General features: G+C 63.4%; 20 protein-coding genes and 1 other RNA gene. 13 read left to right on the forward strand and 8 right to left on the reverse strand.

Annotated features, from left to right (window positions below):
* The first annotated feature begins 134 nt into the window (after positions 1-134).
* A complete protein-coding gene (locus V1283_RS33055; RefSeq protein ID WP_334390803.1) occupies positions 135-881 on the forward strand; it encodes a class I SAM-dependent methyltransferase in 747 nt (248 codons plus the stop codon).
* A gap of 54 nt (positions 882-935) precedes the next feature.
* On the opposite strand, the gene V1283_RS33060 is transcribed toward V1283_RS33055, so the two are convergent.
* The gene (locus tag V1283_RS33060) at positions 936-2,378 is read right to left on the reverse strand and encodes an MBL fold metallo-hydrolase (protein ID WP_334390804.1); all 1,443 of its coding nucleotides are present in this window, start codon (positions 2,376-2,378) and stop codon (positions 936-938) included.
* 44 nt (positions 2,379-2,422) lie between these two features.
* Positions 2,423-3,169, reverse strand: a complete 747-nt coding sequence (locus V1283_RS33065) for a YebC/PmpR family DNA-binding transcriptional regulator (RefSeq protein ID WP_334390805.1) — start codon at positions 3,167-3,169, stop codon at positions 2,423-2,425.
* A 197-nt stretch (positions 3,170-3,366) separates the two neighbouring features.
* On the opposite strand from V1283_RS33065, the gene V1283_RS33070 reads away from it, so the two are divergent.
* The gene (locus tag V1283_RS33070; protein WP_334390806.1) at positions 3,367-5,136 is read left to right on the forward strand and encodes a methyl-accepting chemotaxis protein; all 1,770 of its coding nucleotides are present in this window, start codon (positions 3,367-3,369) and stop codon (positions 5,134-5,136) included.
* Between the two features lie 209 nt (positions 5,137-5,345).
* Positions 5,346-6,770 (forward strand): methyl-accepting chemotaxis protein, encoded by a 1,425-nt coding sequence (locus V1283_RS33075; protein WP_334390807.1) that lies wholly within the window; start codon positions 5,346-5,348, stop codon positions 6,768-6,770.
* Between the two features lie 95 nt (positions 6,771-6,865).
* Here V1283_RS33075 and V1283_RS33080 read toward each other — a convergent pair whose 3' ends face one another.
* Positions 6,866-7,681 carry a Crp/Fnr family transcriptional regulator gene (locus V1283_RS33080; protein ID WP_334390808.1) on the reverse strand — a complete coding sequence of 272 codons (816 nt, stop codon included), beginning with the start codon at positions 7,679-7,681 and terminating at the stop codon, positions 6,866-6,868.
* A gap of 241 nt (positions 7,682-7,922) precedes the next feature.
* Between V1283_RS33080 and V1283_RS33085 the strand changes: the two genes are divergently transcribed.
* Genes V1283_RS33085 through V1283_RS33095 form a run of 3 tightly spaced genes read left to right on the forward strand, consistent with a single transcriptional unit; the run spans position 7,923 to position 11,915 of the window.
* Entirely contained in the window at positions 7,923-8,387 is a 465-nt protein-coding gene (locus tag V1283_RS33085; protein ID WP_334390809.1) for a (2Fe-2S)-binding protein, read from the forward strand.
* Between the two features lie 10 nt (positions 8,388-8,397).
* Positions 8,398-10,578 carry a xanthine dehydrogenase family protein molybdopterin-binding subunit gene (locus V1283_RS33090; protein ID WP_334390810.1) on the forward strand — a complete coding sequence of 727 codons (2,181 nt, stop codon included), beginning with the start codon at positions 8,398-8,400 and terminating at the stop codon, positions 10,576-10,578.
* Entirely contained in the window at positions 10,575-11,915 is a 1,341-nt protein-coding gene (locus tag V1283_RS33095) for a c-type cytochrome (protein ID WP_334390811.1), read from the forward strand. Before V1283_RS33090 ends, V1283_RS33095 begins: the two co-directional genes overlap by 4 nt.
* Positions 11,916-11,934: 19 nt before the next feature.
* On the opposite strand, the gene V1283_RS33100 is transcribed toward V1283_RS33095, so the two are convergent.
* From V1283_RS33100 to V1283_RS33120, 5 genes are all read right to left on the reverse strand, one after another.
* Positions 11,935-12,759 (reverse strand): TIGR00282 family metallophosphoesterase, encoded by an 825-nt coding sequence (locus tag V1283_RS33100; RefSeq protein ID WP_334390812.1) that lies wholly within the window; start codon positions 12,757-12,759, stop codon positions 11,935-11,937.
* 3 nt (positions 12,760-12,762) lie between these two features.
* On the reverse strand, positions 12,763-13,338 hold the full coding sequence (locus V1283_RS33105; RefSeq protein WP_334390813.1) for a 5-formyltetrahydrofolate cyclo-ligase: 576 nt from the start codon (positions 13,336-13,338) through the stop codon (positions 12,763-12,765).
* Positions 13,339-13,499: 161 nt separating this feature from the next.
* Positions 13,500-13,660: non-coding RNA, 6S RNA (gene ssrS, locus V1283_RS33110), on the reverse strand.
* Positions 13,661-13,711: 51 nt separating this feature from the next.
* Positions 13,712-14,095, reverse strand: a complete 384-nt coding sequence (locus tag V1283_RS33115; protein ID WP_334390814.1) for a cell division protein ZapA — start codon at positions 14,093-14,095, stop codon at positions 13,712-13,714.
* Positions 14,092-14,412 (reverse strand): DUF4164 domain-containing protein, encoded by a 321-nt coding sequence (locus tag V1283_RS33120; protein WP_334390815.1) that lies wholly within the window; start codon positions 14,410-14,412, stop codon positions 14,092-14,094. The genes V1283_RS33115 and V1283_RS33120 overlap by 4 nt, the downstream gene beginning before the upstream one ends.
* Before the next feature lie 289 nt (positions 14,413-14,701).
* Here V1283_RS33120 and tkt point away from each other — a divergent pair, with 289 nt between their 5' ends.
* The 7 genes from tkt (at position 14,702) to V1283_RS33155 (ending at position 23,228) form a co-directional block, all read left to right on the forward strand.
* Positions 14,702-16,687, forward strand: coding sequence for a transketolase (gene tkt, locus V1283_RS33125; RefSeq protein WP_334390816.1), 1,986 nt, complete (start codon positions 14,702-14,704; stop codon positions 16,685-16,687).
* A 140-nt stretch (positions 16,688-16,827) separates the two neighbouring features.
* Complete coding sequence (gap, locus tag V1283_RS33130; protein ID WP_334390817.1) at positions 16,828-17,835, forward strand: type I glyceraldehyde-3-phosphate dehydrogenase; 1,008 nt, start codon at positions 16,828-16,830, stop codon at positions 17,833-17,835.
* Positions 17,836-17,946: 111 nt separating this feature from the next.
* A complete protein-coding gene (locus V1283_RS33135) occupies positions 17,947-19,140 on the forward strand; it encodes a phosphoglycerate kinase (protein ID WP_334390818.1) in 1,194 nt (397 codons plus the stop codon).
* 51 nt (positions 19,141-19,191) lie between these two features.
* Positions 19,192-20,259, forward strand: a complete 1,068-nt coding sequence (gene fba / locus V1283_RS33140) for a class II fructose-bisphosphate aldolase (protein WP_334390819.1) — start codon at positions 19,192-19,194, stop codon at positions 20,257-20,259.
* A gap of 115 nt (positions 20,260-20,374) precedes the next feature.
* Positions 20,375-21,400, forward strand: coding sequence for a class I fructose-bisphosphate aldolase (locus V1283_RS33145; protein ID WP_334390820.1), 1,026 nt, complete (start codon positions 20,375-20,377; stop codon positions 21,398-21,400).
* A gap of 2 nt (positions 21,401-21,402) precedes the next feature.
* On the forward strand, positions 21,403-22,104 hold the full coding sequence (locus tag V1283_RS33150) for a thiamine phosphate synthase (protein ID WP_334390821.1): 702 nt from the start codon (positions 21,403-21,405) through the stop codon (positions 22,102-22,104).
* 8 nt (positions 22,105-22,112) lie between these two features.
* Entirely contained in the window at positions 22,113-23,228 is a 1,116-nt protein-coding gene (locus tag V1283_RS33155) for a tetratricopeptide repeat protein (protein WP_334390822.1), read from the forward strand.
* Positions 23,229-23,266: the final 38 nt, after the last annotated feature.

A 23,266-nucleotide genomic window follows, 5' to 3' on the forward strand; every position in this document is an offset into this window, starting at 1 on the left:
GGCCCGAAATGCACAACCTTCAGCCGGGTCGACGCCAGCCGGCCTCTCTCGAAACCGATAGCGCAACCGCAGGCTCTAAACTAGAACATCCCCAGCCAGCCGGTTCGCCGGAACCGAGCAAAGGGAGCACCACCTTGAACAAAGAATTGACCAATCGCAGCGCGACCGAAACCCAACTTGGCGAAGAGCTGAAAGCCTTGACCGGTGAGTGCCTGAATCGTTTTACCGGCGAATGGAACAATCATCTGGCCGTGACGCTGAAACGGCAGACACTCTCGCGGTTGCTTTATTGGGACCAGCTCTACCGGCAAATCCTCGAGAAGCCCGGCGTGATCTGCGAGTTCGGCGTCCAGTGGGGAGCTTCGCTGGCGCAGCTGATCAATCTCCGGGGCATCTACGAACCCTACAATATCAGCCGGCTGATCTACGGCTTCGACACCTTTTCAGGCTTCGAATCCGTCGACGCGAAGGACGGCGGGTTCAGTGAGAAGGGCGATTACGCGACCAGCACTGGATACGAAACGGTGCTTGAAAAACTTCTCGACATTCACGAGGCCTTCTGCCCGGTATCGCACAAGAAGAAATTCCAGCTCATCAAGGGCGACGCCTCTGTCACCGTCAAGCAATGGCTCACCGACAATCCTTCGGCGATCATCGGCATGGCGATCTTCGATATGGACGTCTACAAGCCGACCAAGGATGTGCTGGAAGCGATCCTTCCGCGATTGGCCAAGGGCTCGCTGCTGGTATTCGACGAACTCAACTGCCCGCATTTTCCCGGCGAAACGCGTGCCGTGGATGAAGTCCTGAAGATCAACAATCTCCGCCTCAGGCACTTTCCGCACCAGCCCTACTGCGCCTGGGCCGTGTACGGCGAGTAGTCGCGTCTCCGCCCGTTGAGCGCAGACCGGTCGCGACAACCCCGGTGCGTCAGCCTATGCCGGCGCGCGCAATGGCGGCGCGGTCTTCGCCAGGCGGTTCTGGTAGACGTAGGAGTACATCACCACGAACATAACGATGTCCCGGTTGTAGACATCGGTCGGAAACCGCTCCCATTGTCCCTCATAGCCGGAGTAGAGATTCTCGAACAGAATGTCGCCATTCAAGACCCGCGACATCAGCGAGGAATCGACCGTTATTCGCTTGTTCGGCAGCCCGTTCTTGTGGGCGCCTATGTGAACGTCGCCGCCGAACACGACCGTGCCGGTCGTGTCGACGTCGGGCACGACGATCTCAAGCGACTTCCCGACAATGGTCTCGAAGAATTTTGCATCGCCCTGAATCTTGCGAGCGACGAACTTGTTCAGATTATCGAGGAAGTAGATGAATTTTTCCCGGTCGAAGGCGGCCTTCGGCGCCGGCGGCTTGTAGGTGTCGCACTGGTTGATGATCCCATACGCATCATAGTAGCGCACGGTGGCGTCCTTGAGTTGCTTGTCGCTGTAATCCGAGTGCGAAATGAACGCCTTCGCGATCTCGCCATCCGAGAGATCGAGCACATCGCCCGGATAGAAGTCCCTCACATTCACTCTGCCCAACAATTCCCGGGATTTGGCATCGTCGAGCAGGTCATCCCGGATGAACTTGGACGTCGGGACGAGCGCAAGGTCGAGATACGACGGGAATTCCTTGACGAAGATCGACGCAAAGCCGGCATAGGAATAGAAGGAATCGAGCCCAAGGGCGTCGGCATTCTTCATGCCCTGAACCACCATTCCCTTCACTTTCGACCGCAGGATCGTGAGCTTCTGCTTGTCGTCGAAACAGGTGTAGCTGAGCGGATGGCCGGAGGCGCTGTTGGTCTGGCTGAAGAACGCAATGTTCCGGTTGGCATATTTCGCGCGGTCGTTGGCGATGCTGGCTAACGCCTCGGGCGCGAACTCGAACCAGTTGTCGTTGCAGTGAATGACGAAGCCGCTGCCAGTGTCGATGGTATAGGTGGCGTCATCGAGCGACCGCGTCGGATCGACGTAGCTTTTCACGGCAAAGCCATTCTCCAGCACCGTCCCCCGATCGCTGTCGGCGGTCTTGAGATTGCCAAAGCCCAGCTTCTTCAGCCGGTTCAAGACCGACGGCGCGTTGAAGCTCGCGGTGACGATCTCGATGTCCTTGTCGAAAATGCTCAGCATATGGTCGTCGCAGTGATCGTCGTGGCCATGCGAGATCAGGATGCTGAGCTTGTTGCCGAGGGCCGCGAGATAGGTCGGGTGGACATATTGCTGGAACGTCGGCAGCCAGCTGCCGAAACCGACACGCAGATGCCACGGGTCCGTCAGCAAATAGCGGTCGCCTTGCTTGATCAGGAGGCTCGCATGGTTCACGAACATCAGGCTGGTTTTTTGCTGTGATTGCTGCGTGTCGCGTGCCTGCTCGGTCATCTCGGTCCTCGCTCTGCTTTGTGGATGGCGGGCAATGGCCGGCTTCAGCCGCCCATCTTGGCGACCAGCGCGTCGGAAATCTCGAAATTGGCGTAGACATTCTGAACGTCGTCGTGCTCGTTCAACAGGTCCATCAGCTTCAACAGCTTCTCGCCGGTCTCGTCGTCAACCGAGATCGTGTTCTGCGGCTTCCAGGTCAGCGCCGCCTTGCGGGCTTCGCCGAATTTCGCCTCCAGCGCCTTCGCAACCTCGCGAAACGTTTCCTGCGAGGCGTAGATCTCGTGGCCGCTTTCGCTGGATACCACGTCGTCGGCGCCGGCCTCGATCGCGGCATCCAGCATCGCGTCATCGGTGGCTTTGCTGGCGTCATATTCGATGATGCCGGTGCGGTCGAACATGAAGGCAACCGAGCCGGTTTCACCGAGATTGCCGCCGGACTTGGCGAAGAAGGAGCGGATGTCGGAGGCAGCGCGGTTGCGGTTATCCGTCAGCGCCTCGACGATCACGGCGACGCCGCCGGGGCCGTAGCCCTCGTAGCGGATCTCGTCGTAGCTCTCGCTGTCGCCGCCAGTCGCCTTCTTGATGGCGCGCTCGATATTGTCCTTCGGCATGTTCTCCTGGCGCGCGGCGATCACGGCCGCGCGCAGCCGCGGATTCATGGCCGGGTCCGGGGTTCCGAGCTTGGCCGCCACGGTGATTTCCCGCGCCAGCTTGCCGAACAGTTTCGACTTCTGGGCATCCTGCTTGCCCTTGCGGTGCATGATGTTCTTGAACTGGGAATGGCCGGCCATGCAGGGTCTCTTGGATTCGTCCGGAGGGATGTGGGTGAAGCGCGGCCTTATAGGCCGCCAATCGGCCGAAATCAAAGATTTGCGGACCACGAGGGTATGCAAGTACTGCCGCCTGCCGGAATATCAGGCAGTTGTTAACCATGACTTCATGCTCGGATGAGAGGATTTTGCACCAGCCCTCAACTTTTAAGAGACCCATGGCGTTCGGTTTGTTCAAAAAGCAGGTGCCGGAGCCGGCTGCGCCTGCCGCTGAAGCCAAGGCTCCACAGGTCCCAGCCACGGCTGAGGCCGTCACTTCCGAGGGCGATTCGGCCAAGGCAATCCTTGAACTGCTGGAACTCGAACTCGGCGCGATGATCCGCCAGCTCGAGCGCGCGGCCAATTCGGTGGCCGGCGGCGCCGAGGCGACGGCTGCGACGCTGTCGACCATCCGCCAGCGCACCGACGCTCTCACGAGCCGTACCAGTGCAGCCCAGGGCACCGCGACCACCTTTTCGCACGCCGCCGACAAGTTCACCCAGTCGGCGCAAGGCATCGGTTCCCAAGTGCGCGACGCCGGCAAGCTTGCCGACCAGGCCAGCGACGCCGCCCGCGAAGCCAGCGCCAATGTCGACCGCTTGCGGGAATCCTCGGCGGCGATCGGCAACGTCGTCAACCTGATCGCGCAGATCGCACGGCAGACCACGCTCCTGGCGCTCAATTCCACCATCGAGGCCGCACGCGCCGGCGAGGCCGGGCGCGGTTTTGCAGTGGTCGCCACCGAGGTGAAGGCGCTCGCGGTGCAGACCCAGAACGCGACGGAAGAGATCACCAAGAAGATCGAGGCGCTGCAGCGCGACGCCGCGGGCTCGGTCGACGCCGTGCATCGAATCTCGCAGGCGATCGAAGCGATCCGCCCGGTGTTCGAGAACGTCAACGGCGCGGTCGCCGAACAGAACGCGACGACCGGCGAAATGGCTGACAACGCGGCCTCCGCCTCCAGCTTCATCGCTTCCGTCGGCAGCAGCGCAACCGAGATCGACAGCGCGACCAAGGAAGCCGAGGCGCACGGCGAAAGCGTCGCCGAGGCGGGACGCGCCGTCACGAATTTTGCGCAGAAGCTCAAGTCGCGTTGCGCCGTGCTGCTGCGGCGGGGGGAGAAAGAAGGCGACCGCCAGGAGCGCCGCAAGGACGAAAGGCTGCCCTGCAGCCTCAAGATCGAAATTGCCGGCCCGCGCGGGGTGATATCGGCACCGGTCTACGAAATTTCCATGGGTGGCATTCTGGTCAGCGGGGCAGACGCGGAAGCGCTGGCGCAGGGCCAGAGCTTCGACGCGACGCTGGAGCACGTCGGCGCCTGCCGGATTCGCGTCGTCCAGCGGTCGAAGGCCGGCACGCACGCGCAGTTCGAAAGGCCGGATGCGGCGCTGACCGAGAAGATCGAAGACAGACTGTGGTCGATCCAGGACGACAATACCGAGGCCGTCACCCGCGCGATGGAAGCCGGCGCAGCGCTGAAGAAGATTTTTGAGAACGGCATCGACAGCGGCGCCATCTCGATCGAGGACATGTTCGACACCAACTACGTCGAGATACAAGGCAGCAACCCGGTGCAGTACCGCACCAGGATTCTTGACTGGGCCGACCGCGCGCTGCCGCCGTTCCAGGAAGCGTTCCTCGCCAAGGACAAGCGGATGGCGTTCTGCGCCATGATCGACACCAATGGCTATTTGCCGGTTCATAACAAGATCTACTCGCACCCGCAGCGGCCGGGCGACGTCACCTGGAACACCGCCAACAGCCGCAATCGCCGCATCTTCAACGATCCGGCCGGCCTTGCCGCCGGGCGCAACCAGCGCGCCTATCTGATCCAGAGTTACGCCCGAGACATGGGCAACGGTAACATGGTGATGATGCGCGAGATCGATGTGCCAGTCAGCGTCAAGGGCCGCCACTGGGGCGGTTTCCGAACGGCGTACCGGCTGTAAAGCGGGATGACGTTTCTTCGAACCGTCATCCCGCTTTATCTTCTTGTTTGAGCATGATCTTTTCGGAAAACCGGTACCCACTTTTCCGGATCATGCTGTAGTGCGCTCTCAGGCAAGACGCGAAGGCGCGAATCGCGTTCTAGACTTGGAATTGGAATGCGATCGCCGCGGTGAGCCGATGACCGGCTCTGACTGGAGAAAGCTCGAACATGTCCGTTGTGCAGCGTGCGGTCCTGGACACTCAATCCAACCAGACACTGGCCGAACGACTCATTGACCAGCTTGCCAACCGCATCGGCGGGCTCGGCGTGGAGCTTGCCGATATCGCCGGCAACGTTCAGGAGGTCGCAAGCCGCGTCGCGAACCAGTCGGAGCGGTTCCACCACTTGCAGAAGACGGCCCAGACGATGGTCTCGGCCAACCGCGACATCGCTAATGCATCGCAGGCGGTGCAATCGACCACGTCCGCAGCCGTCGTAGAGATCGTTCAGTCGCGCAGCGCGGTGGATACGGCCGTCAAGCACATCGCCGAACTCGTCGAAGCGGTCGGCCGCATCGAAGCCCGGCTCAGCGCCGTCGGCTCGGCCCTGTCGCAGGTAACAAAAGTTTCCGGCTCGATCGAGGCGATTGCGAAGCAGACCAACCTGCTGGCGCTCAACGCCACGATCGAGGCGGCGCGCGCCGGAACCGCTGGCCGCGGCTTTGCCGTGGTCGCGAGCGAAGTGAAGAGCCTGGCGGAGGGAACTCGCCAGGCCACGCAGCAGATTTCCGACACCATGCGCGATCTCGACGGCCAGATCGGCAGCCTGATCGGCGAGAGCAGCGACGCCTCACTGCGCGCCAAGAGCGCCGGTGAAGGCGCACAGCAGATCAGCGGCATCATCGCGCGCGTGCACCAGGGCATCGCGTCCGTAGGCCAGGAGATCGACGGCGTCGCCAGGGCCGCGACGTCCAATCTCGGCCATTGCGACACTGTTATCACCGAGCTCAGCGAGCTCGCCAAGGGCGTCGACCTCTCCTCGCGCGATCTCAAGCACGCGGACGACCGGGCGGCAAAGCTGCTCGAGACCTCCGAAGACCTGATCGCGCTGATCGCCGACAGCGGCGTCGAGACCTCGGATGCACCGCTGATCCGCGTCGTCGTCGACACGGCGAAGCGCATCTCGGCCGAGTTCGAGGCCGCGATCGACCGCGGCGAGATCACGGCCGACCAGTTGATGGACGAGAAGTACCGCGAAATATCAGGCACCGATCCGAAGCAATATCTGACCGACTATGTCGCCTTCACCGACCGCGTTCTGCCTTCCATTCAGGATCCGATCCAGAAAAGCGATCCGCGCATCGTGTTCTGCGTCGCCTGGGCCAAAGGCGGATATCTTCCGACCCACAATCCGAACTACCGCCTGCCGCAGGGGGCCGACCCGGTCTGGAACAACGCCAATTGTCGCAACCGCCGCCTGTTCAGCGATCGCGCCGTGAAGAAGGTGGCGGCGAACACAAAGCAATTCCTGCTGCAGACCTACCGGCGCGACATGGGCGGCGGCAATTTCGTGCTGATGAAGGATCTGTCGTCACCGATCGTCATCCGCGGCCGCCACTGGGGCGCATTCCGGATGGGTTTTCGGCAGAGCTAGGGCGCGCACTCACAAGCGCGCAGCCAGATCCGAAATGGAAACGTGGCAAGCCGCGAGATTGTCATACCGGGTTGCGACGACATTGCCTGATCTTGCTAAATGTCAGCCGCGCCTGCACCCTGCCGCGCGGCTTTTTCTTGTGCCACGATTCCTTCCAGTCGTGAGATGTTCTCCAGCAGGCGCTGGCTGGTCAGGACGAGAAAGTAATAGCCAAATTGCGGATTTTGAAAGTAGATCTCGAGCAGCTTTTCATAGGTTATGGTCAGTACCTGCCCGTCCTCTATGCATTCGACCGTCGCGGTTCGCTGCTTATTGGGCGTAAGGAAGCCAAGTTCGCCCACGATGCGTCCCGGCGGAAGTTCGACGCCGATTTCCGTGACCAAATACCTTCCTGTGATTGTCAGGAACATTTCGTTGGCTGCATCATCCTTCTTGCACAATGTGTCGCCCCGGCGATATCTGCGCTCGGTCATGAACGGCCTGAGCCATTCCATCGAGGTGTCGCTCTCCGTCGCGAGACGTGCCTTCTTGATCAGATTGCGCATTTGACGGAGGCGAACGGCATTGATCGGCAGCAAAAGCAGATAAAGGAGAAAGGTCGCGACGTTCCCGGAGAGCGCACCAAAGGCAACGAAGAATGTACAGCCGGCCATGTTAGCGATGCGCAGTGGCACCATTGTCTGCATCAGCAAGGTAGCGACAAAGAAGATAGCGCCGATCAGGGCGAACATGTTGGCAAGCGTGATGTTGGCCAACCCAATTTCGAGCAGCCGGTTGAACAGTGCCTCGTAGGTGATGTTGTTGGGATCAAGACCTATCTGTACCAAAATCTTTGCGATCCTGAGATTGTCGGCCGCGGTATCAAGAATGCGGTTCAATATCGTCGAAAAGTCTGCACTGCTGGACATCATCGGACCATCCCCCGCCGCTTTAGTTGACATGCCTCAACCAGGCGCGCGCACGCAATGGCGATGATCATATCAGTTCGCTTAAAACTGATGCAGTCGCGCTGCACGATCTTGTGATCTGCCGCGTTGGCCATGCAGGCCAGCATTGCGAAAAACAATCTCGCTTCCAGCCCCGCCGCGGCGCGATATTTTGGGCTCTTCGCCACGCGTTCGCTGCCCGTGGACGCAAACACCGGGGATGCTTATGGCAACGACGCTGACCATCAATGGCGAACCGAAATCCTTTGACGCTCCGGCGGAGATGCCGCTGCTCTGGGTGCTCCGCGACATCATCGGGATGACCGGCACCAAATACGGCTGCGGCATCGCGCAGTGCGGCGCATGCACCGTGCATGTCGACGGCAAGGCGGTGCGGTCCTGCGTCCTCCCGGTTGGCGCATTGAATGGCCGCAGCGTTACCACCATTGAAGGCGTCGGCGCTTCCGCCGCCGGCGCCAAGGTGCAAAAGGCCTGGCTGGATCTTGAGGTGATCCAGTGCGGCTATTGCCAATCCGGCCAGATCATGTCGGCCGCAGCGCTATTGGCGTCGACGCCCAACCCCGATGATTCCGACATCAACGCCGCGATGTCCGGAAATATCTGCCGCTGCGGCACCTATGTGCGGATCCGCGAAGCCATCAAGCTGGCCGCGTCCGGACGCTCGTCATAGGAGGCGCGCCATGATCTCCGCAAACAAGCGCCATGACGAGCTTTCACGCCGCGCCCTTCTCACCGGCGGTCTCTCGACCGGCTTCGTGCTGGCCTTCCATCTGCCGCTGCGCGCCGCGGTCAACCAGCCGGTGCAGCCGCCTGATGCGACCGATGGCAAGTTCGCGCCCAACGCCTTCATCCGCATCGACGAAGCCGGAAAGGTCACGCTGGTGATGCCGCAAGTCGAGATGGGCCAGGGCACCTACACCTCGATTTCGATGGTCCTTGCCGAGGAGCTCGATGCGGATTGGACGAAGGTCGCGGTGTTGCACGCACCGCCGAACGACAAGCTTTATGGCAATCCGACCTTCGGCCTGCAGGTGACTGGCAATTCGAACTCGATCCGCGCCTGGTGGAAGCCGCTCCGCACGGCCGGCGCCAGCGCGCGCGCCATGCTGGTGCAGGCGGCAGCCAAGCAATGGCAGGTCGAAGCGGCCAATTGCACGGCGTCGAAGAGCGAGGTCACGCACACCGACAGCGCCCGAAAGCTCTCCTACGGCGCGCTGGCGATCGCCGCGAGCAGCGAGACGCCGCCGAAGGACGTCCCGCTGAAAGACCCCAAGGATTTCGTCTATATCGGCCAGCCGCTGAAGCGGCTCGATACGCCCGACAAGACCAACGGCAAGGCCGTCTACGGCATCGATACGATCCTGCCGGACATGAAATTTGCAACGGTTGCCGCCTGTCCCGTGTTCGGCGGCAAGGTCGGCAAGGTCGATGACGCCGCAGCTAGGAAGATTGCCGGCGTGCGCAAAATCGTGGTGCTTGACGACATGGTCGCCGTGATCGGCGATCACATGTGGGCGGCGAAGAAGGGCCTGGAGGCGCTGAGGATCGATTGGGACGAAGGGCCGAACGCCAGGATCAGTTCGACGGACGTCTGGCGGGATCTGCGCTCGGCAAGCGAGAAGGACGGCGCGGTTGCCAAATCGGTCGGCGACATCGCCAAGGGACTTTCGACCAACGACAAGTTCGAGGGGACCTACGAGTTACCCTTCCTGGCGCATGCGGCGATGGAGCCGCTGAACGCCACCGTTCACGTCAGGCCGGACGCTTGCGAGATCTGGACCGGCACGCAGATCATGACCCGCGTGCAGTCGGAAGCCGCCAAGGCCGCGGGCCTTCCGGTCGAGAAGGTGATCGTCAACAACCACCTGCTCGGCGGCGGCTTCGGCCGCAAGCTCGAGCCGGACATGGTCGTTGCCGCGGTGCGCGTGGCAAAGCAGGTCGACTATCCGGTCAAGGTGGTGTGGACGCGGGAGGAAGACACCCAGCACGACGTCTACCGACCGGTCTATCGCAACAACATCACTGCTACGCTGGTCGACGGCAAGGTCGGCGCCTGGAAACACAAGGTCACGGGCTCGGCCGTGCTGGCGCGCTGGCTGCCGCCCGCGTTCCAGAAGGGCATCGACATCGACGCCGTCGACGCCGCGGTCGACATGCCTTACGACATTGCGAACTTCCATGTCGAATATGTCCGCGCCGAGCCGCCGGCGGTACCGACCGGCTTCTGGCGCGGCGTCGGTCCGAACAACAACGTATTCGCGGTCGAATGCGCCATGGACGAACTGGCGCGCAAGGCCGGCAAGGATCCGATCGAATTTCGCCGCGCCATGCTCGGAAGCAAGCCGCGGGCGCTGGCGGCGTTGAATCTCGCGGCGGAAAAAGCCAATTGGGGCGAGAAGCTGCCATTGCGCGTCGGCCGCGGCGTCTGCCTGCAGCCGTCGTTCGAGACGTTCATCGCAACCATCGTGGAAGCCGAGGTCGACCCACAGGGCGAAGTGGCGCTCCGCCGCGTTGTTTCGGTGGTCGACACCGGCATCGCCGTCAATCCCGATACCGTGAAGGCGCAGATCGAGGGCGGATTGATTTTCGGACTGACCGCCGCGCTCTATGGCGAGATCACGATCGACAAGGGTCGCGTTCAGCAGTCGAACTTCCACGACTACCGGATGCTGCGCATCAACGAGACGCCGAAGATCGAGGTTCATGTCGTCAAGAGCGGCGAGCCGCCCGGCGGCATCGGCGAGGCCGGCACCAATGCCGGCCCACCGGCGCTGCGCAACGCGATCTATGCCGCAACCGGCGTGGCGCTGCGGCGCATGCCGATCGACCGTTCGCTGATCGCCGCGGGGAAGAGGGCATGAGACGGATACGTATTCTCGCCGCCATCGCCGTCGTCGTCATTGCGGCAATCGCGGTCGGCACCTGGATCATCCGCGGGCCCGGCCCGCTCGACTTTTCCGGCGGCCCGAAGGTCGCGCTCGCGGATTATCGCGGGACAAAACCTTCCGGCGTGCCGGCGGCGCTTGAGAAAGCGGGCCTGATCGAACGCGGCGAATATCTCGCCAGGGCGGCGGACTGCATGGTCTGCCACACCAGCCAGGGCGGCAAGGAATATACCGGCGGGCTCGGGTTCAAATTGCCGTTCGGTACGCTCTATTCGACCAACATCACCCCAGACAAGGAAACCGGTATCGGCAATTACAGCGACCAGGATTTTCTCAACGCGGTCCAGCGCGGCAAGCGCCATGACGGCGCGATGCTTTATCCGGCGATGCCCTATCCGTCCTACACCTACATGAGCGACGAGGACGTGCTGGCGGTCAAAGCCTATCTGTTCAGCCTACCGCCGGTACGCGCGGCGGCGCCCGAAAACACGCTGTCGTTCCCGTTCAACCAGCGCTGGGCGATGTTGTTCTGGTCGACGGTGTTCAACCCGGACACGCGCTTCACACCCGACACCTCGAAGAGCCCGGAGTGGAACAGGGGCGCGTATCTCGTGGAGGCGCTAGCCCATTGCGGCGAATGCCATACGCCGCGCAACCTCGCCTTTGCGCTCGACAACCGCAAGAAATTCGCCGGCGCCGTGACGGCGGGCTGGCGCGCCTTCAACATCTCTTCGGCCAAGAGCACCGGCGTCGGCGGCTGGAAGGATGAGGATCTCGCCGCCTATCTTTCGAGCGGACATGCCCCTGGCCGCGGCGCGGCATCGGGACCGATGGGCGAAGCCGTCGATCACAGCCTCAGCAAGATGACCCCGGAAGACATCCGCGCCATCGTCGCCTATCTGCGCAGCGTACCGCCGACGCCTTCGCTCGACTTGCCCGCAACCACCGCGCCGCCTGCGCCCGCCTCGCACAAGCAAGGCATCACCGCCGATGCACGCGGCAAAATGGTGTTCGAAGGCGCCTGCGTGAGCTGCCATGGCTGGAGCGGCGAAAGCGGCATCTCGCCGATGGCGACGCTGACCGGCGCCTGGGCGGTGAACGATCCCGCCGCGACCAACGTCGCGCAGATCGTGATATCAGGCACCAAACGCCATACGCCTGATGACGCGCTCTCGATGCCGGCTTTCGGCAATGCCTATACCGACGACGAGATCGCGGCCGTCGCCAACTACGTGACCGCGCGGTTCGGAACCAAGGGATCGAAGCTGACGGCGAACGACGTGGCGGAACTGCGCAAGCAGACCGCGCAATAGCGCTCAAGCCGGGCGCAGGCTAGCTCACCCAAAACCCCGGTACTGCCGGCTCGAGCCTGCCGCCGGCCCGCACCGGTGCGACGCGCAGCGCGAGGCCGGTGGAATCATCGGTCTCGACCGCAACGCCGCTGAGCGTCGCAACGCCCGCCGCCGGTTCGAAGCGGCCTGAGGGAATGCCGGTCGTGAAGCGCCGCAGCGGCTCTTCCTTCTGCATGCCGATGATGGAATCATAATCGCCGGTCATGCCGGCATCGGTCATGTAGGCGGTGCCGCCGGCCAGGATCTGATGATCGGCGGTCGGCACGTGGGTGTGGGTGCCGACGACGAGGCTGGCGCGGCCGTCGCAGAAGAAGCCGATGCCCTGTTTTTCGCTCGACGCCTCGCCGTGGAAATCGACCACGACTGCATCTGCCGCCTCGCGCAGCGGACAGGCGTCGAGTTCGCGGTTGAGCACCGCGAAGGGATCGTCGAACGGCGTCATGAAGACGCGACCGATGGCGTTGACGATCAGCGCGCGCTTGCCGTTCTTGGTATCGACCAGCGCAGCGCCGCGGCCCGGCGTGCCCTTTGGAAAGTTCGCAGGCCGGACCAGCTTCGGTGCGCGCTCGATGAACACCAGCGCCTCGCGCTGGTCCCAGGCGTGATTGCCGAGCGTGACGGCATCGGCGCCGGCGTCGAGGAATTCCTGATAGATCGCCTCGGTGATGCCGAAACCACCGGCGGAATTCTCGCCATTGACGACGACGAGGTCGAGAGCCCAGTCCCTGATCATACCGGGCAGATATTCCGCGATCGCGGTGCGGCCTGCCCGGCCGACCACGTCGCCAACGAAGAGAATACGCAAAGTTCAGCTCCGGAAATCGAACACTTTCTTTTCCGTTAGCACATAATCCAGCGCTACGTCGTGCGGCAGCGCGGGAACAGCTTTTATTTCCTGTAAGGAGAAGGCGGCGCCGACGGCCGTAATGGCTTTCACTTTGCGCAAATGGGCGAGCGTATAGTCGTAATGTCCGGCACCATAGCCGATGCGGTGACCCTCGCGGTCGAACGCCGCCAGCGGCACCAGCATGATATCGGGAATGAGTTCGGCGGCGGCCGGCGACGGCTCGAGGATGCCGAGCGGCCCCATCATCAGCCGGTCGTCGGGCGACCAGGCGCGAAACGCCAGCGATTTTCCGCGCGCCATCACCGCTGGCAGCGCCAGCTTCGCGCCGTGTTCGGCGAGCTTGCGCATCAGGGGCGCCGGGTCGATCTCGCTGCGGATCGGCGAATAGCCCGACACAACCATGCCCGGCTCGATCGTGAACGGCAGGCCACGCTTGGCCATCGCCTGCGCCGCGACGGCACGCTGTTCGTCGCTCAACGCATCGCGTTTCGCCAGCGCGGCGGTACGGAGGTCGGCTTTCGACTGGGTTGCCGTCATGCAGTATCTTTCCGCTGTCATCACCCGCGAACGCGGGCGATCCAGTATTCCAGAGACTTCAGTGATTCAACCGAGACGCCGCGGCGTACTGGATACCCCGCATTCACGGGGTATGACGGGACATGCGCGGGTAGAACAAAGTCGCAAACAACAAACAAAAGTGCGAAGCCGCGAACGCCGTTGAAGCACTCGATCCCGGAGTTCCCTACGAAAGTAGGTGGGCACCATATGCCCGGATCCACGGACCCGGCCAGGGACAGTTCCCTAAAGGATCGATAAGGCCCCGGGGATATATGGCTCCTGACGCACGACGCAGCTTCGCAGGGGCAATGTAAGCGTTACAGACCCAATCCGCCAGCGTTAACGCTCACCCTCACCCGATCGCGACGCCGTTTCCGATGGTGCGGTTGATGACTTGCGTGGTCTTTTCGATGCGGTCGGCGGCGGCGTTGAGCGCGTTGGCGACCGCGACCTGGGTGGCCTTGGCGCGGTCGGCGGCGGCGACGCGCACGTTGCGCAGGGTTTCGAGTTCGCTCTCCAGCGCGCGGATGCGCGCGTTGGCATCCAGCAGTTCGTCGCACACGGTGAGCGCGGCCATCACCGTCAGCCGCGCGTCGCCGATCTCGCCGAACTTGCCGCGCAGCTCGCCGACCCGCGTTTCCAGGTTCTCGGCGAGCTTGAGGAGCCGCACTTCCTGCCCTTCCTCGCAAGCCATGCGATACTGCCGGCCGTTGATGGTGACGTTGATGTGGCTCATTCATCCTCTCCGGCATCGAGCACCGCGCGGATGGTGCCGATCGCGACATCGAGTTTTTCTGATACCTCGCGGTTGGTGCGCTCCAGCCGCCGCGTCTTCACCAGCGAGCCGTCGAGTTCGTCGGCGAGCCGCGAGCGATCGGCGCCGAGCGCCTGGATCCGGCTCGCCAGTTCGTTCTCGTCGCGGTCGGCGTCGCGCCGCCGCTCGGCCGCGGCCTCGAGCGCATCGAGCGCCATCAACAAGCGCCGCGTGGCGGCGTCGATGTCGGCATAGACCGGCTCGGCATTGCCGGCCCCGTTGGTGTGACGATCGCTCATGGGAGGCAGCGCGCACCTTCGCGTAGGCCCGCCGCGCGGCAGCAAAATCCGCGGTTCGGCAAGCGGTTAGAGCCCGAAATTTACGTGGCAAGCGAGCCGAGTGCAACGCCGACGCGAAGCTATGCACTGCTAAGCAACTTTTCGCCCCGGAAGCGCGTTTCCTTAGCCTTGGACTCATGGGTTTGAGGTGCTATCCAGCCCGGACTTTCCCTAGGCCACGCCCGTATTGCGGCCCCTCGCCCGGTACGTACCCCGCAACCAAGCACCTCATTTCAGGCGGATTTTCATCATGACGCAGGTCGATCATACCCGTATGGCCAATGCGATTCGCGGGCTTGCCATGGATGCCGTCGAAAAGGCGAAATCCGGCCACCCGGGCTTGCCGATGGGCGCCGCCGACGTCGCCACCGTGCTGTTCACGCAGTTCCTCAAGTTCGACGCAGCTGATCCGAACTGGCCGGATCGCGACCGCTTCGTGCTCTCGGCCGGACATGGCTCGATGCTGCTCTACGCGTTGCTATACCTGACCGGCAACAAGGACATGACGCTCGACCAGCTCAAGCACTTCCGCCAGCTGGGATCGCTGACGCCGGGACACCCCGAGAATTTCCACACCAAGGGCATCGAGACCACCACCGGCCCACTCGGCCAGGGCATTGCCACCGCGGTCGGCATGGCGCTGGCGGAAAAGATGCTGGCCGCCGAGTTCGGCAAGAAGGTGGTCGGACATCACACCTACGTGCTCGCCTCCGACGGCGACCTGATGGAAGGCGTGTCGCAGGAAGCGATCGCGATGGCCGGACACTGGAAGCTGAACAAGATGATCGTGCTGTATGACGACAACGGCATCTCGATCGACGGCCCGACCTCGCTTGCCGATTCGGTCGATCAGGTGAAGCGCTTCAAGTCCGCCGGCTGGGCGGCCGAGCTGATCGATGGCCAGGATCCGAAGGCGATTGCGGCCGCGATCACACGGGCACAGAAATCCAACAAGCCGTCGCTGATCGCCTGCAAGACCACCATCGGCTACGGCGCGCCGACGCGGGCCGGCACGGCGAAAGCCCATGGCGAGGCGCTCGGCGCCGACGAACTCAAGGGCGCCAAGGAAAAGCTCGGCATTTCGCTCGAAGCCTTTTCGGTGCCGGACGATGTCTTGAAGGCGTGGCGTGACGCCGGCAGCCGCGGCGCTGCCGCGCGCCAGGAATGGGAAAGCCTTTACGCCGAGCTCGGCCCCCGCAAGCGCGCCGAGTTCGAACGGCGTTTGCGGCACGAGCGGCCGGCCGCGCTTTCCAAGGCGCTGCGCGCCCACAAGAAGGCGCTGCTGGAATCGCCACAGAATATCGCCACGCGGAAATCATCCGAATCCGCCATCGAGGCAATCGCTGCCGCGATGCCGATGGAATTCCTCGCCGGCTCCGCCGATCTCACCGGCTCCAACAACAACAAGGCGAAATCGGCGGTGGATTTTTCTGCCAAGACGCCGAAGGGCCGCTTCATCCATTACGGCGTCCGCGAGCACGGCATGGCGGCAGCCATGAACGGCATCTTCCTGCATGGCGGCTTTGCGCCGAACGGCGCAACGTTCCTGATATTCACCGACTACGCGCGCCCGGCGATGCGACTGGCCGCGCTGATGGGCACCGGTGTCGTCTATGTGATGACCCACGATTCGATCGGGCTCGGCGAGGACGGTCCGACGCATCAGCCGGTGGAACATCTCGCAGCCTTGCGCGCAATTCCCAACATGCGCGTGTTCCGGCCCTGCGACGCCGTCGAGGTAACGGAATGCTGGGAACTGGCGCTGAACCGTGTGGACGGCCCGACGGTGCTGGCCCTGACCCGCCAGAACCTGCCGCAACTCCGCACCTCGGCGCCGAACGATAGCCCTTGCGCGCATGGCGCCTATGAGCTGGTCGCGGCACAGGGCGACGCCAAGGTGTCGCTGTTCGCCTCGGGCTCGGAAGTCGAGATCGCAGTGGCAGCCCAGAAGCAGCTGGCTGAACGCGGCATCGCGTCGCGGGTGGTCTCGGTGCCCTCGCTCGAATTGCTGCTGGCGCAGCCGGAGGAGCGCCGGAAGGCCATCATCGGCAATGCGCCGGTCAAGGTCGCCATCGAGGCCGCGGTACGCTGGGGCTGGGATGCCGTGATCGGCCAGGATGGTGAATTCATCGGCATGCACGGTTTCGGCGCCAGCGCCCCCGCCAAGGACCTTTTCAAGCACTTCGGAATTACCGCCGAGGCTGCGGTTAACGCTGTCCTGAAGCGCTTGGGGTGACGGTTGAGATTACTGGGAAAAAGGGCTACCTAAACCCCCATCTTGACCGTTCCCGCCCGGCCGAACCGGGCGTTCCGCCGTAAGCACCTCCGTGGAACGTCTCCGCGGGGCCGGCACCGGCTATTAGAGGAGATACCAGCATGGCAATCCGCGTCGCGATCAACGGATTTGGCCGCATCGGCCGCAACGTGTTGCGAGCCATCGCGGAATCTGGCCGCAACGATATCGAGGTGGTCGGCATCAACGATCTCGGCCCGGTCGAGACCAACGCCCACCTGCTGCGCTTCGATTCCGTGCATGGCCGCTTCCCCGGCACCGTGACCGTCGATGGCGACTCGCTCAGCCTTGGCAATGGCAAGATCAAGGTTTCCGCCGAGCGCGATCCGTCGAAGCTGCCGTGGAAGGCCCTCGGCGTCGATATCGCGCTGGAATGCACCGGCATCTTCACCGCCAAGGACAAGGCCTCCGCGCACCTGACCGCCGGCGCCAAGCGCGTGCTGGTCTCCGCGCCCGCCGACAATGCCGACGCAACCATCGTCTTCGGCGTCAACCATGATACCCTGACCAAGGATCACCTGGTCGTCTCCAACGGTTCCTGCACCACCAACTGCCTCGCGCCCGTCGCCAAGGTGCTTAACGACACGGTGGGCATCGAGACCGGCTTCATGACCACGATCCACGCCTATACCGGCGACCAGCCCACCCTCGACACTCTGCACAAGGATCTCTATCGCGGCCGCGCGGCAGCGATGTCGATGATCCCGACCTCGACGGGTGCTGCGAAGGCAATCGGCCTGGTGCTGCCGGAACTGAAGGGCAAGCTCGACGGCGTCGCGATCCGCGTGCCGACCCCGAACGTCTCGGTGGTCGATCTCAAGATCGTCGCCAAGCGCGCCACCGATGTGAAGGAAATCAACGCGGCGATGAAGCGCGCCTCCGAGCAGCAGCTCAAGGGCATCCTCGGCTACACCACGGCGCCGAACGTCTCGATCGACTTCAACCACGACCCCCACTCGTCGACGTTCCATGAGGACCAGACCAAGGTGCAGAACGGCACGCTGGTGCGCGTAATGTCCTGGTACGACAATGAATGGGGTTTCTCCAACCGCATGGCCGACACCGCCGTCGCGATGGGGAAGCTCCTGTAAGTTATTTTTCGTCATGCCCGGCCTTGTGCCGGGCATCCACGTCTTCCTTCGCCCAGCGAGCAAGACGTGGATGGCCGGGACAAGCCCGGCCATGACGACGGGAAATATCTCATGAACAAATTCCGCACCCTCGATGACATCGACGTAAAGGCCAAGCGCGTCCTGCTGCGCGTCGACCTCAACGTGCCCATGGAGAACGGCCGCGTCTCCGACGCGACCAGGCTTGAGCGCGTCGCGCCGACCATCGCCGAAATTTCGGACAAGGGCGGCAAGGTTATCCTGCTCGCCCATTTCGGCAGGCCGAAGGGACGCGATGCCAAGGATTCGCTGAAGCCCGTCGCCGCCGCGCTGGGACAGGTCCTCACGAAGCCGGTCGCCTTTGCCGAGGACTGCATCGGCGAGGCCGCGGCCAAGGCCGTGGCTGCGATGAAGGACGGCGATATCCTCTGCCTGGAGAACACCCGCTTCCACAAGGAGGAAGAGAAGAACGATCCGGCGTTCGTGGCTGAGTTGGCAAAGCTCGGTGACATCTGGGTCAACGACGCATTCTCAGCTGCGCACCGCGCGCATGCTTCGACCGAGGGACTTGGCCACAAGCTACCCGCCTATGCCGGCCGCACCATGCAGGCTGAACTCGATGCGCTGGGCAAGGCGCTGGAAGCGCCGACCAAGCCCGTGATCGCGATCATCGGCGGCGCCAAGGTATCGACCAAGATCGACCTTTTGGAAAACCTCGTAACAAAAGTCGATGCGCTCGTCATCGGCGGCGGCATGGCCAACACCTTCCTGCACGCGCAGGGCGTTGCCGTCGGCAAGTCGCTGGCGGAGAAGGATCTCGCGGCGACCGCGCTGCGCATCATGGAAAAGGCCGAGGCTGCGAACTGCGCCATCATCCTCCCCGTCGATGCCGTGGTCGCCTATCACTTTGCGGCCAACTCGCCCTCACATGCCTATGGGCTCGACGCCATCCCGGCCGACGGCATGATCCTCGACGTCGGCCCGCAATCGACCGCGCGGATTCATGCCGCGATCGACGATGCCAAGACACTGGTCTGGAACGGCCCGCTCGGCGCGTTCGAGATGACGCCGTTCGACCGCGGCACGGTCGTTGCGGCCAAGCACGCGGCGGAGCGCACCAAGGCGAAGAAACTGGTTTCGGTCGCCGGTGGCGGCGACACCGTCGCGGCGCTGAATCAGGCCGGCGTGGCAGGCGATTTTTCCTATGTTTCGACGGCCGGCGGCGCGTTTCTCGAATGGATGGAAGGCAAGCCGCTGCCCGGCGTGGAAGTTCTCAAACTGCGTTAGACCGAGATTTTAATGGAGCGCCAAAGGCGCGGCAAATACAGGAGAATTTGAATGGCTCGCATTACCTTGCGTCAACTGCTCGATCACGCGGCAGAGCACGAGTACGGGGTGCCGGCGTTCAACATCAACAACATGGAGCAGGCGCTGGCCATCATGGAGGCCGCCTCTACCCTCGATGCGCCCGTCATCATCCAGGCCTCGCGCGGCGCGCGCTCCTACGCCAACGACGTGATGCTCAAGCACATGATGGACGCCGTCACCGAAATCTATCCGCAGATTCCAGTCTGCGTGCATCTCGACCACGGCAACGAACCCGCGACCTGCATGACTGCGATCCAGGCCGGCTTCACCTCGGTCATGATGGACGGTTCGCTGAAGGCCGACGGCAAGACCCCCGGCGACTGGAACTACAATGTCGGCGTGACCAAGACCGTCACCGACATGGCCCATCTCGGCGGCATTTCGGTGGAAGGCGAACTCGGCGTGCTCGGCTCGCTCGAGACCGGCATGGGCGACAAGGAAGACGGCCACGGCGCCGAAGGCAAGCTCTCGCACGACCAGTTGCTGACCAATCCCGACGAAGCCGTGAAGTTCGTGAAAGAGACAAAAGTCGACGCGCTGGCGATCGCAATGGGCACCTCGCACGGCGCCTACAAGTTCACCCGCAAGCCTGACGGCGACATCCTCGCCATGAAGGTGATCGAGGAAATCCATCGCAAGCTGCCGAACACGCATCTGGTGATGCACGGCTCGTCCTCGGTGCCGCAGGATTTGCAGGAGATCATCAACGCCAATGGCGGCAAGATGAAGCCGACCTGGGGCGTCCCGGTTTCCGAAATTCAGCGCGGCATCAAGAACGGCGTGCGCAAGATCAACATCGACACGGATAACCGCATGGCGATGACCGGCCAGATCCGCAAAGTCCTGAACGACAATCCCGAAGAGTTCGATCCGCGCAAATATCTCAAGCCGGCGATGGAAGCGATGGCCAAGCTGTGCAAGCAGCGGCTGCAGGAATTCAATACCGCAGGCCAGGCCAGCAAGATCAAGAAGGTGCTGACCACGGCCGAAATGGCCAAGCGGTACAGCAAGGGTGAGCTCGATCCCAAGACCGCCTGACAAGCTGGCCTGAGCCGCCTCGTAAACACCCCCGGTGCGACGAACGTTTTCTAGGCAATTGCCCGAGAACCGCCTATTTTGGTGCGCAAGGGCATGATGTTTCTGGAGAACTTCGATGAATCTCGCTGACCTCAACAAGGTTGCCCTCGCCATGGTCACCCCGGGCAAGGGCATTCTCGCCGCCGACGAATCCTCGGGCACGATCAAGAAGCGCTTTGACGCCATCAAGGTCGAATCGACCGAGGAGAACCGCCGCGACTATCGCGAGATGCTGTTCCGCTCCTCAGAAGCGATGAGCAAGTACGTCTCGGGCGTGATCCTCTACGACGAGACGATCTGGCAGAACGCAAAGGACGGCACGCCGCTGGTCAAGCTGATCGAGCAATCCGGCGCGATCCCCGGCATCAAGGTCGATGAGGGGACACAAGGATTGCCGCAATGTCCGGGCGAACTGGTCACTGTCGGCCTCGACAAGCTCGCCGAACGCCTGAAGAAATATTACGAGCGCGGCGCGCGCTTTGCGAAGTGGCGCGCCGTGATCGACATCGGCGGTGGCATCCCCACCATGACCGCGATCAGCGTCAACGCGCACGCGCTGGCGCGCTATGCAGCGCTGTGCCAGGCGGCGCAGATCGTGCCGATCGTGGAGCCGGAAGTGCTGATGGATGGCGATCACGATGTCGACCGCTGCTATGACGTGACCCAGCGCGTGCTGAACAAGACGTTCCAGGAATTGCGGGTCCAGCGCGTCGAGCTCGAAGGCATGGTGCTGAAGCCCAACATGGCCATTTCAGGCAAGAAGTGCGCGAAGCAGGCGTCCGTCGAGGAAGTCGCCGAGAAGACCGTGCGGCTGTTGAAGGCGTGCGTTCCCGCGGCGGTGCCGGGCATCGCCTTTCTGTCCGGCGGACAGTCCGACGAGGAAGCGACCGCGCATCTGGACGCGATGAATCGTATCGGCGGCCTACCCTGGCGGCTGACATTCTCCTACGGCCGTGCCCTGCAGGCGGCGCCGCAAAAGGCGTGGTCGGGTAAGGCCGAGAATATCGCAGCCGGCCAGCGCGCCTTCACGCACCGCGCGCGGATGAATGCGCTGGCGAGCAGGGGCGAGTGGGAAACCGGCCTGGAAAAGAAGGTCGCCTAGACTTGGCTAACAAACCTGTTCCGCTGCGCCCGGCGCCGCGCCTCTATCTCGCGACATCAGAGGTGGACGATCCGTCGCAGTTCGCAAGTCAGCTTCCGGAGCTGTTGGCGGCGGCCGACGTCGCGGCGGTGCTGCTGCGGCTCAAGCAGACGGACCAGCGCACCATGATTTCGCGCGTGAAGACGCTGGCGCCCGTGATCCAGAACGCCGGCGCGGCACTCCTGCTCGACGGCCATGTCGAACTGGTGGCGCGGGCGGGCGCCGACGGCGCGCATCTGAATGGCATCGCCGCGCTGGAAGAGGCCTTGCCGTCACTGAAGCCGGACCGCATTGCCGGCGTCGGCGGGCTTGCCACGCGACACGATTCGATGGCTGCGGGCGAAGCGGGCGCGGACTACGTGCTGTTCGGCGAACCCGACGCCAGCGGCCAGCGGCCGTCGGTGGACGCGATCGCCGAGCGCCTGCAATGGTGGGATGAACTGTTCGAGCCGCCTTGCATCGGCTTTGCCGCCTCGCGCGAGGAGGCTTTTGAATTTGCGGCCGTCGGTGCGGATTTTGTGCTGGTCGGCGATTTCATCTGGGCCGACCCGCGCGGCGCCAAGGCGGCGCTGACCGATGCCGGGCAGGCGATCGCAGAAGCGCACGAAACCGCGTTCGGAAAGGCCAAGACCGGCACTGGCACCGACAAGGCCGGGCGCGGATAACGCCGGATATGAAACTACTGCGTCCCATATCGCTGCTTGCGGGCCTCTTGATGACGATGGCCGGCGCCACCGCGCAGGTCTCGCTGACGCCGCCCGCCGCGCAGCCGCCCGCGAGCCCGCCAGCGGCGGCGAAAAAGGAAGCGCCCAAACCAAAGGCTCCGACGGCTGCGAAAAAGCCCGCGGCGACACCAACGCCGGCGGCGCCGCTCAAGCCCACGGTTACGACCAAACCCGTGGCAGCACCAACGCCCTCCCCCTCGCCGACACCGACCTTCGATGATCCGAACGTCGACAACGTCTATGGCGCCTATCAGCGCGGCCTCTACAAGACGACCTTCGATCTCGCGACCACGCGCGCGCAATTTGCCCGCGATCCGAAGGCGATGACGATGCTGGGCGAGCTCTATGCCAACGGGCTCGGCATCAAGCGCGACTATGCGAAGGCCGCCGACTGGTACCAGCGCGCGGCGGACGCCGGCGACCGCGAAGGCATGTTCGCGCTCGCCATGATGCGGCTGTCCGGCCGCGGCGGCGCCACCAACCGCGATCAGGCGGTCAAGCTGCTGGCCTCCTCGGCCAAGCTCGGCAACCCCAAGGCGGCGTACAATCTGGCGCTGCTCTATCTCGACGGCAACACGCTGCCGCAGGACGTCAAGCGCGCCGCCGAACTGCTGCGTACCGCAGCCGACGCCGGCAACCCGGAGGCGCAGTACGCGCTCGCGACCTTCTACAAGGAAGGCAACGGCGTGCCGAAGGACCTCGAGCGGGCGGTGCGGCTGTTGCAGGCGGCTTCGCTGGCCGACAATGTCGACGCCGAGGTCGAATATGCCATCGCGCTGTTCAACGGCACCGGCACGCCGAAGAACCAGGCCGCGGCGATCGCGCTGCTGCGCAAGGCGGCGCGGCAGAATTCGCCGATCGCGCAGAACCGCCTCGCCCGCGTGCTGGTGAGCGGACTGGGAGTGCCGGTGGACAAGATCGAAGGCCTGAAGTGGCACCTTGTCGCCAAGACAGCCGGCAAGGGCGATCCCGAGCTCGATGAGCGGCTCTCGGAGCTCAGCCCCGAGGACCGCGCCAAGGTCGAGGCGGCGGCGCGCAAATGGACCGGCACCACCGGCAAATGACGCCTTGACGGCGGCACGTCTGCAGGGCACCCAGTCCC

The sequence above is a fragment of the Bradyrhizobium sp. AZCC 2262 genome, from assembly GCF_036924535.1.
In the GTDB taxonomy this organism is placed as follows: domain Bacteria; phylum Pseudomonadota; class Alphaproteobacteria; order Rhizobiales; family Xanthobacteraceae; genus Bradyrhizobium.

Excerpts from the sequence above, each read along its gene's own strand:
- V1283_RS33060 (WP_334390804.1), bottom strand. The coding sequence starts at position 2,378 with ATGACCGAGCAGGCACGCGACACGCAGCAATCACAGCAAAAAACCAGC.
- V1283_RS33065 (WP_334390805.1), bottom strand. The coding sequence starts at position 3,169 with ATGGCCGGCCATTCCCAGTTCAAGAACATCATGCACCGCAAGGGCAAG.
- V1283_RS33070 (WP_334390806.1), top strand. The coding sequence starts at position 3,367 with ATGGCGTTCGGTTTGTTCAAAAAGCAGGTGCCGGAGCCGGCTGCGCCT.
- V1283_RS33075 (WP_334390807.1), top strand. The coding sequence starts at position 5,346 with ATGTCCGTTGTGCAGCGTGCGGTCCTGGACACTCAATCCAACCAGACA.
- V1283_RS33080 (WP_334390808.1), bottom strand. The coding sequence starts at position 7,681 with ATGATGTCCAGCAGTGCAGACTTTTCGACGATATTGAACCGCATTCTT.
- V1283_RS33085 (WP_334390809.1), top strand. The coding sequence starts at position 7,923 with ATGGCAACGACGCTGACCATCAATGGCGAACCGAAATCCTTTGACGCT.
- V1283_RS33090 (WP_334390810.1), top strand. The coding sequence starts at position 8,398 with ATGATCTCCGCAAACAAGCGCCATGACGAGCTTTCACGCCGCGCCCTT.
- V1283_RS33095 (WP_334390811.1), top strand. The coding sequence starts at position 10,575 with ATGAGACGGATACGTATTCTCGCCGCCATCGCCGTCGTCGTCATTGCG.
- V1283_RS33105 (WP_334390813.1), bottom strand. The coding sequence starts at position 13,338 with ATGACGGCAACCCAGTCGAAAGCCGACCTCCGTACCGCCGCGCTGGCG.
- V1283_RS33115 (WP_334390814.1), bottom strand. The coding sequence starts at position 14,095 with ATGAGCCACATCAACGTCACCATCAACGGCCGGCAGTATCGCATGGCT.
- V1283_RS33120 (WP_334390815.1), bottom strand. The coding sequence starts at position 14,412 with ATGAGCGATCGTCACACCAACGGGGCCGGCAATGCCGAGCCGGTCTAT.
- tkt (WP_334390816.1), top strand. The coding sequence starts at position 14,702 with ATGACGCAGGTCGATCATACCCGTATGGCCAATGCGATTCGCGGGCTT.
- gap (WP_334390817.1), top strand. The coding sequence starts at position 16,828 with ATGGCAATCCGCGTCGCGATCAACGGATTTGGCCGCATCGGCCGCAAC.
- V1283_RS33135 (WP_334390818.1), top strand. The coding sequence starts at position 17,947 with ATGAACAAATTCCGCACCCTCGATGACATCGACGTAAAGGCCAAGCGC.
- fba (WP_334390819.1), top strand. The coding sequence starts at position 19,192 with ATGGCTCGCATTACCTTGCGTCAACTGCTCGATCACGCGGCAGAGCAC.
- V1283_RS33145 (WP_334390820.1), top strand. The coding sequence starts at position 20,375 with ATGAATCTCGCTGACCTCAACAAGGTTGCCCTCGCCATGGTCACCCCG.
- V1283_RS33155 (WP_334390822.1), top strand. The coding sequence starts at position 22,113 with ATGAAACTACTGCGTCCCATATCGCTGCTTGCGGGCCTCTTGATGACG.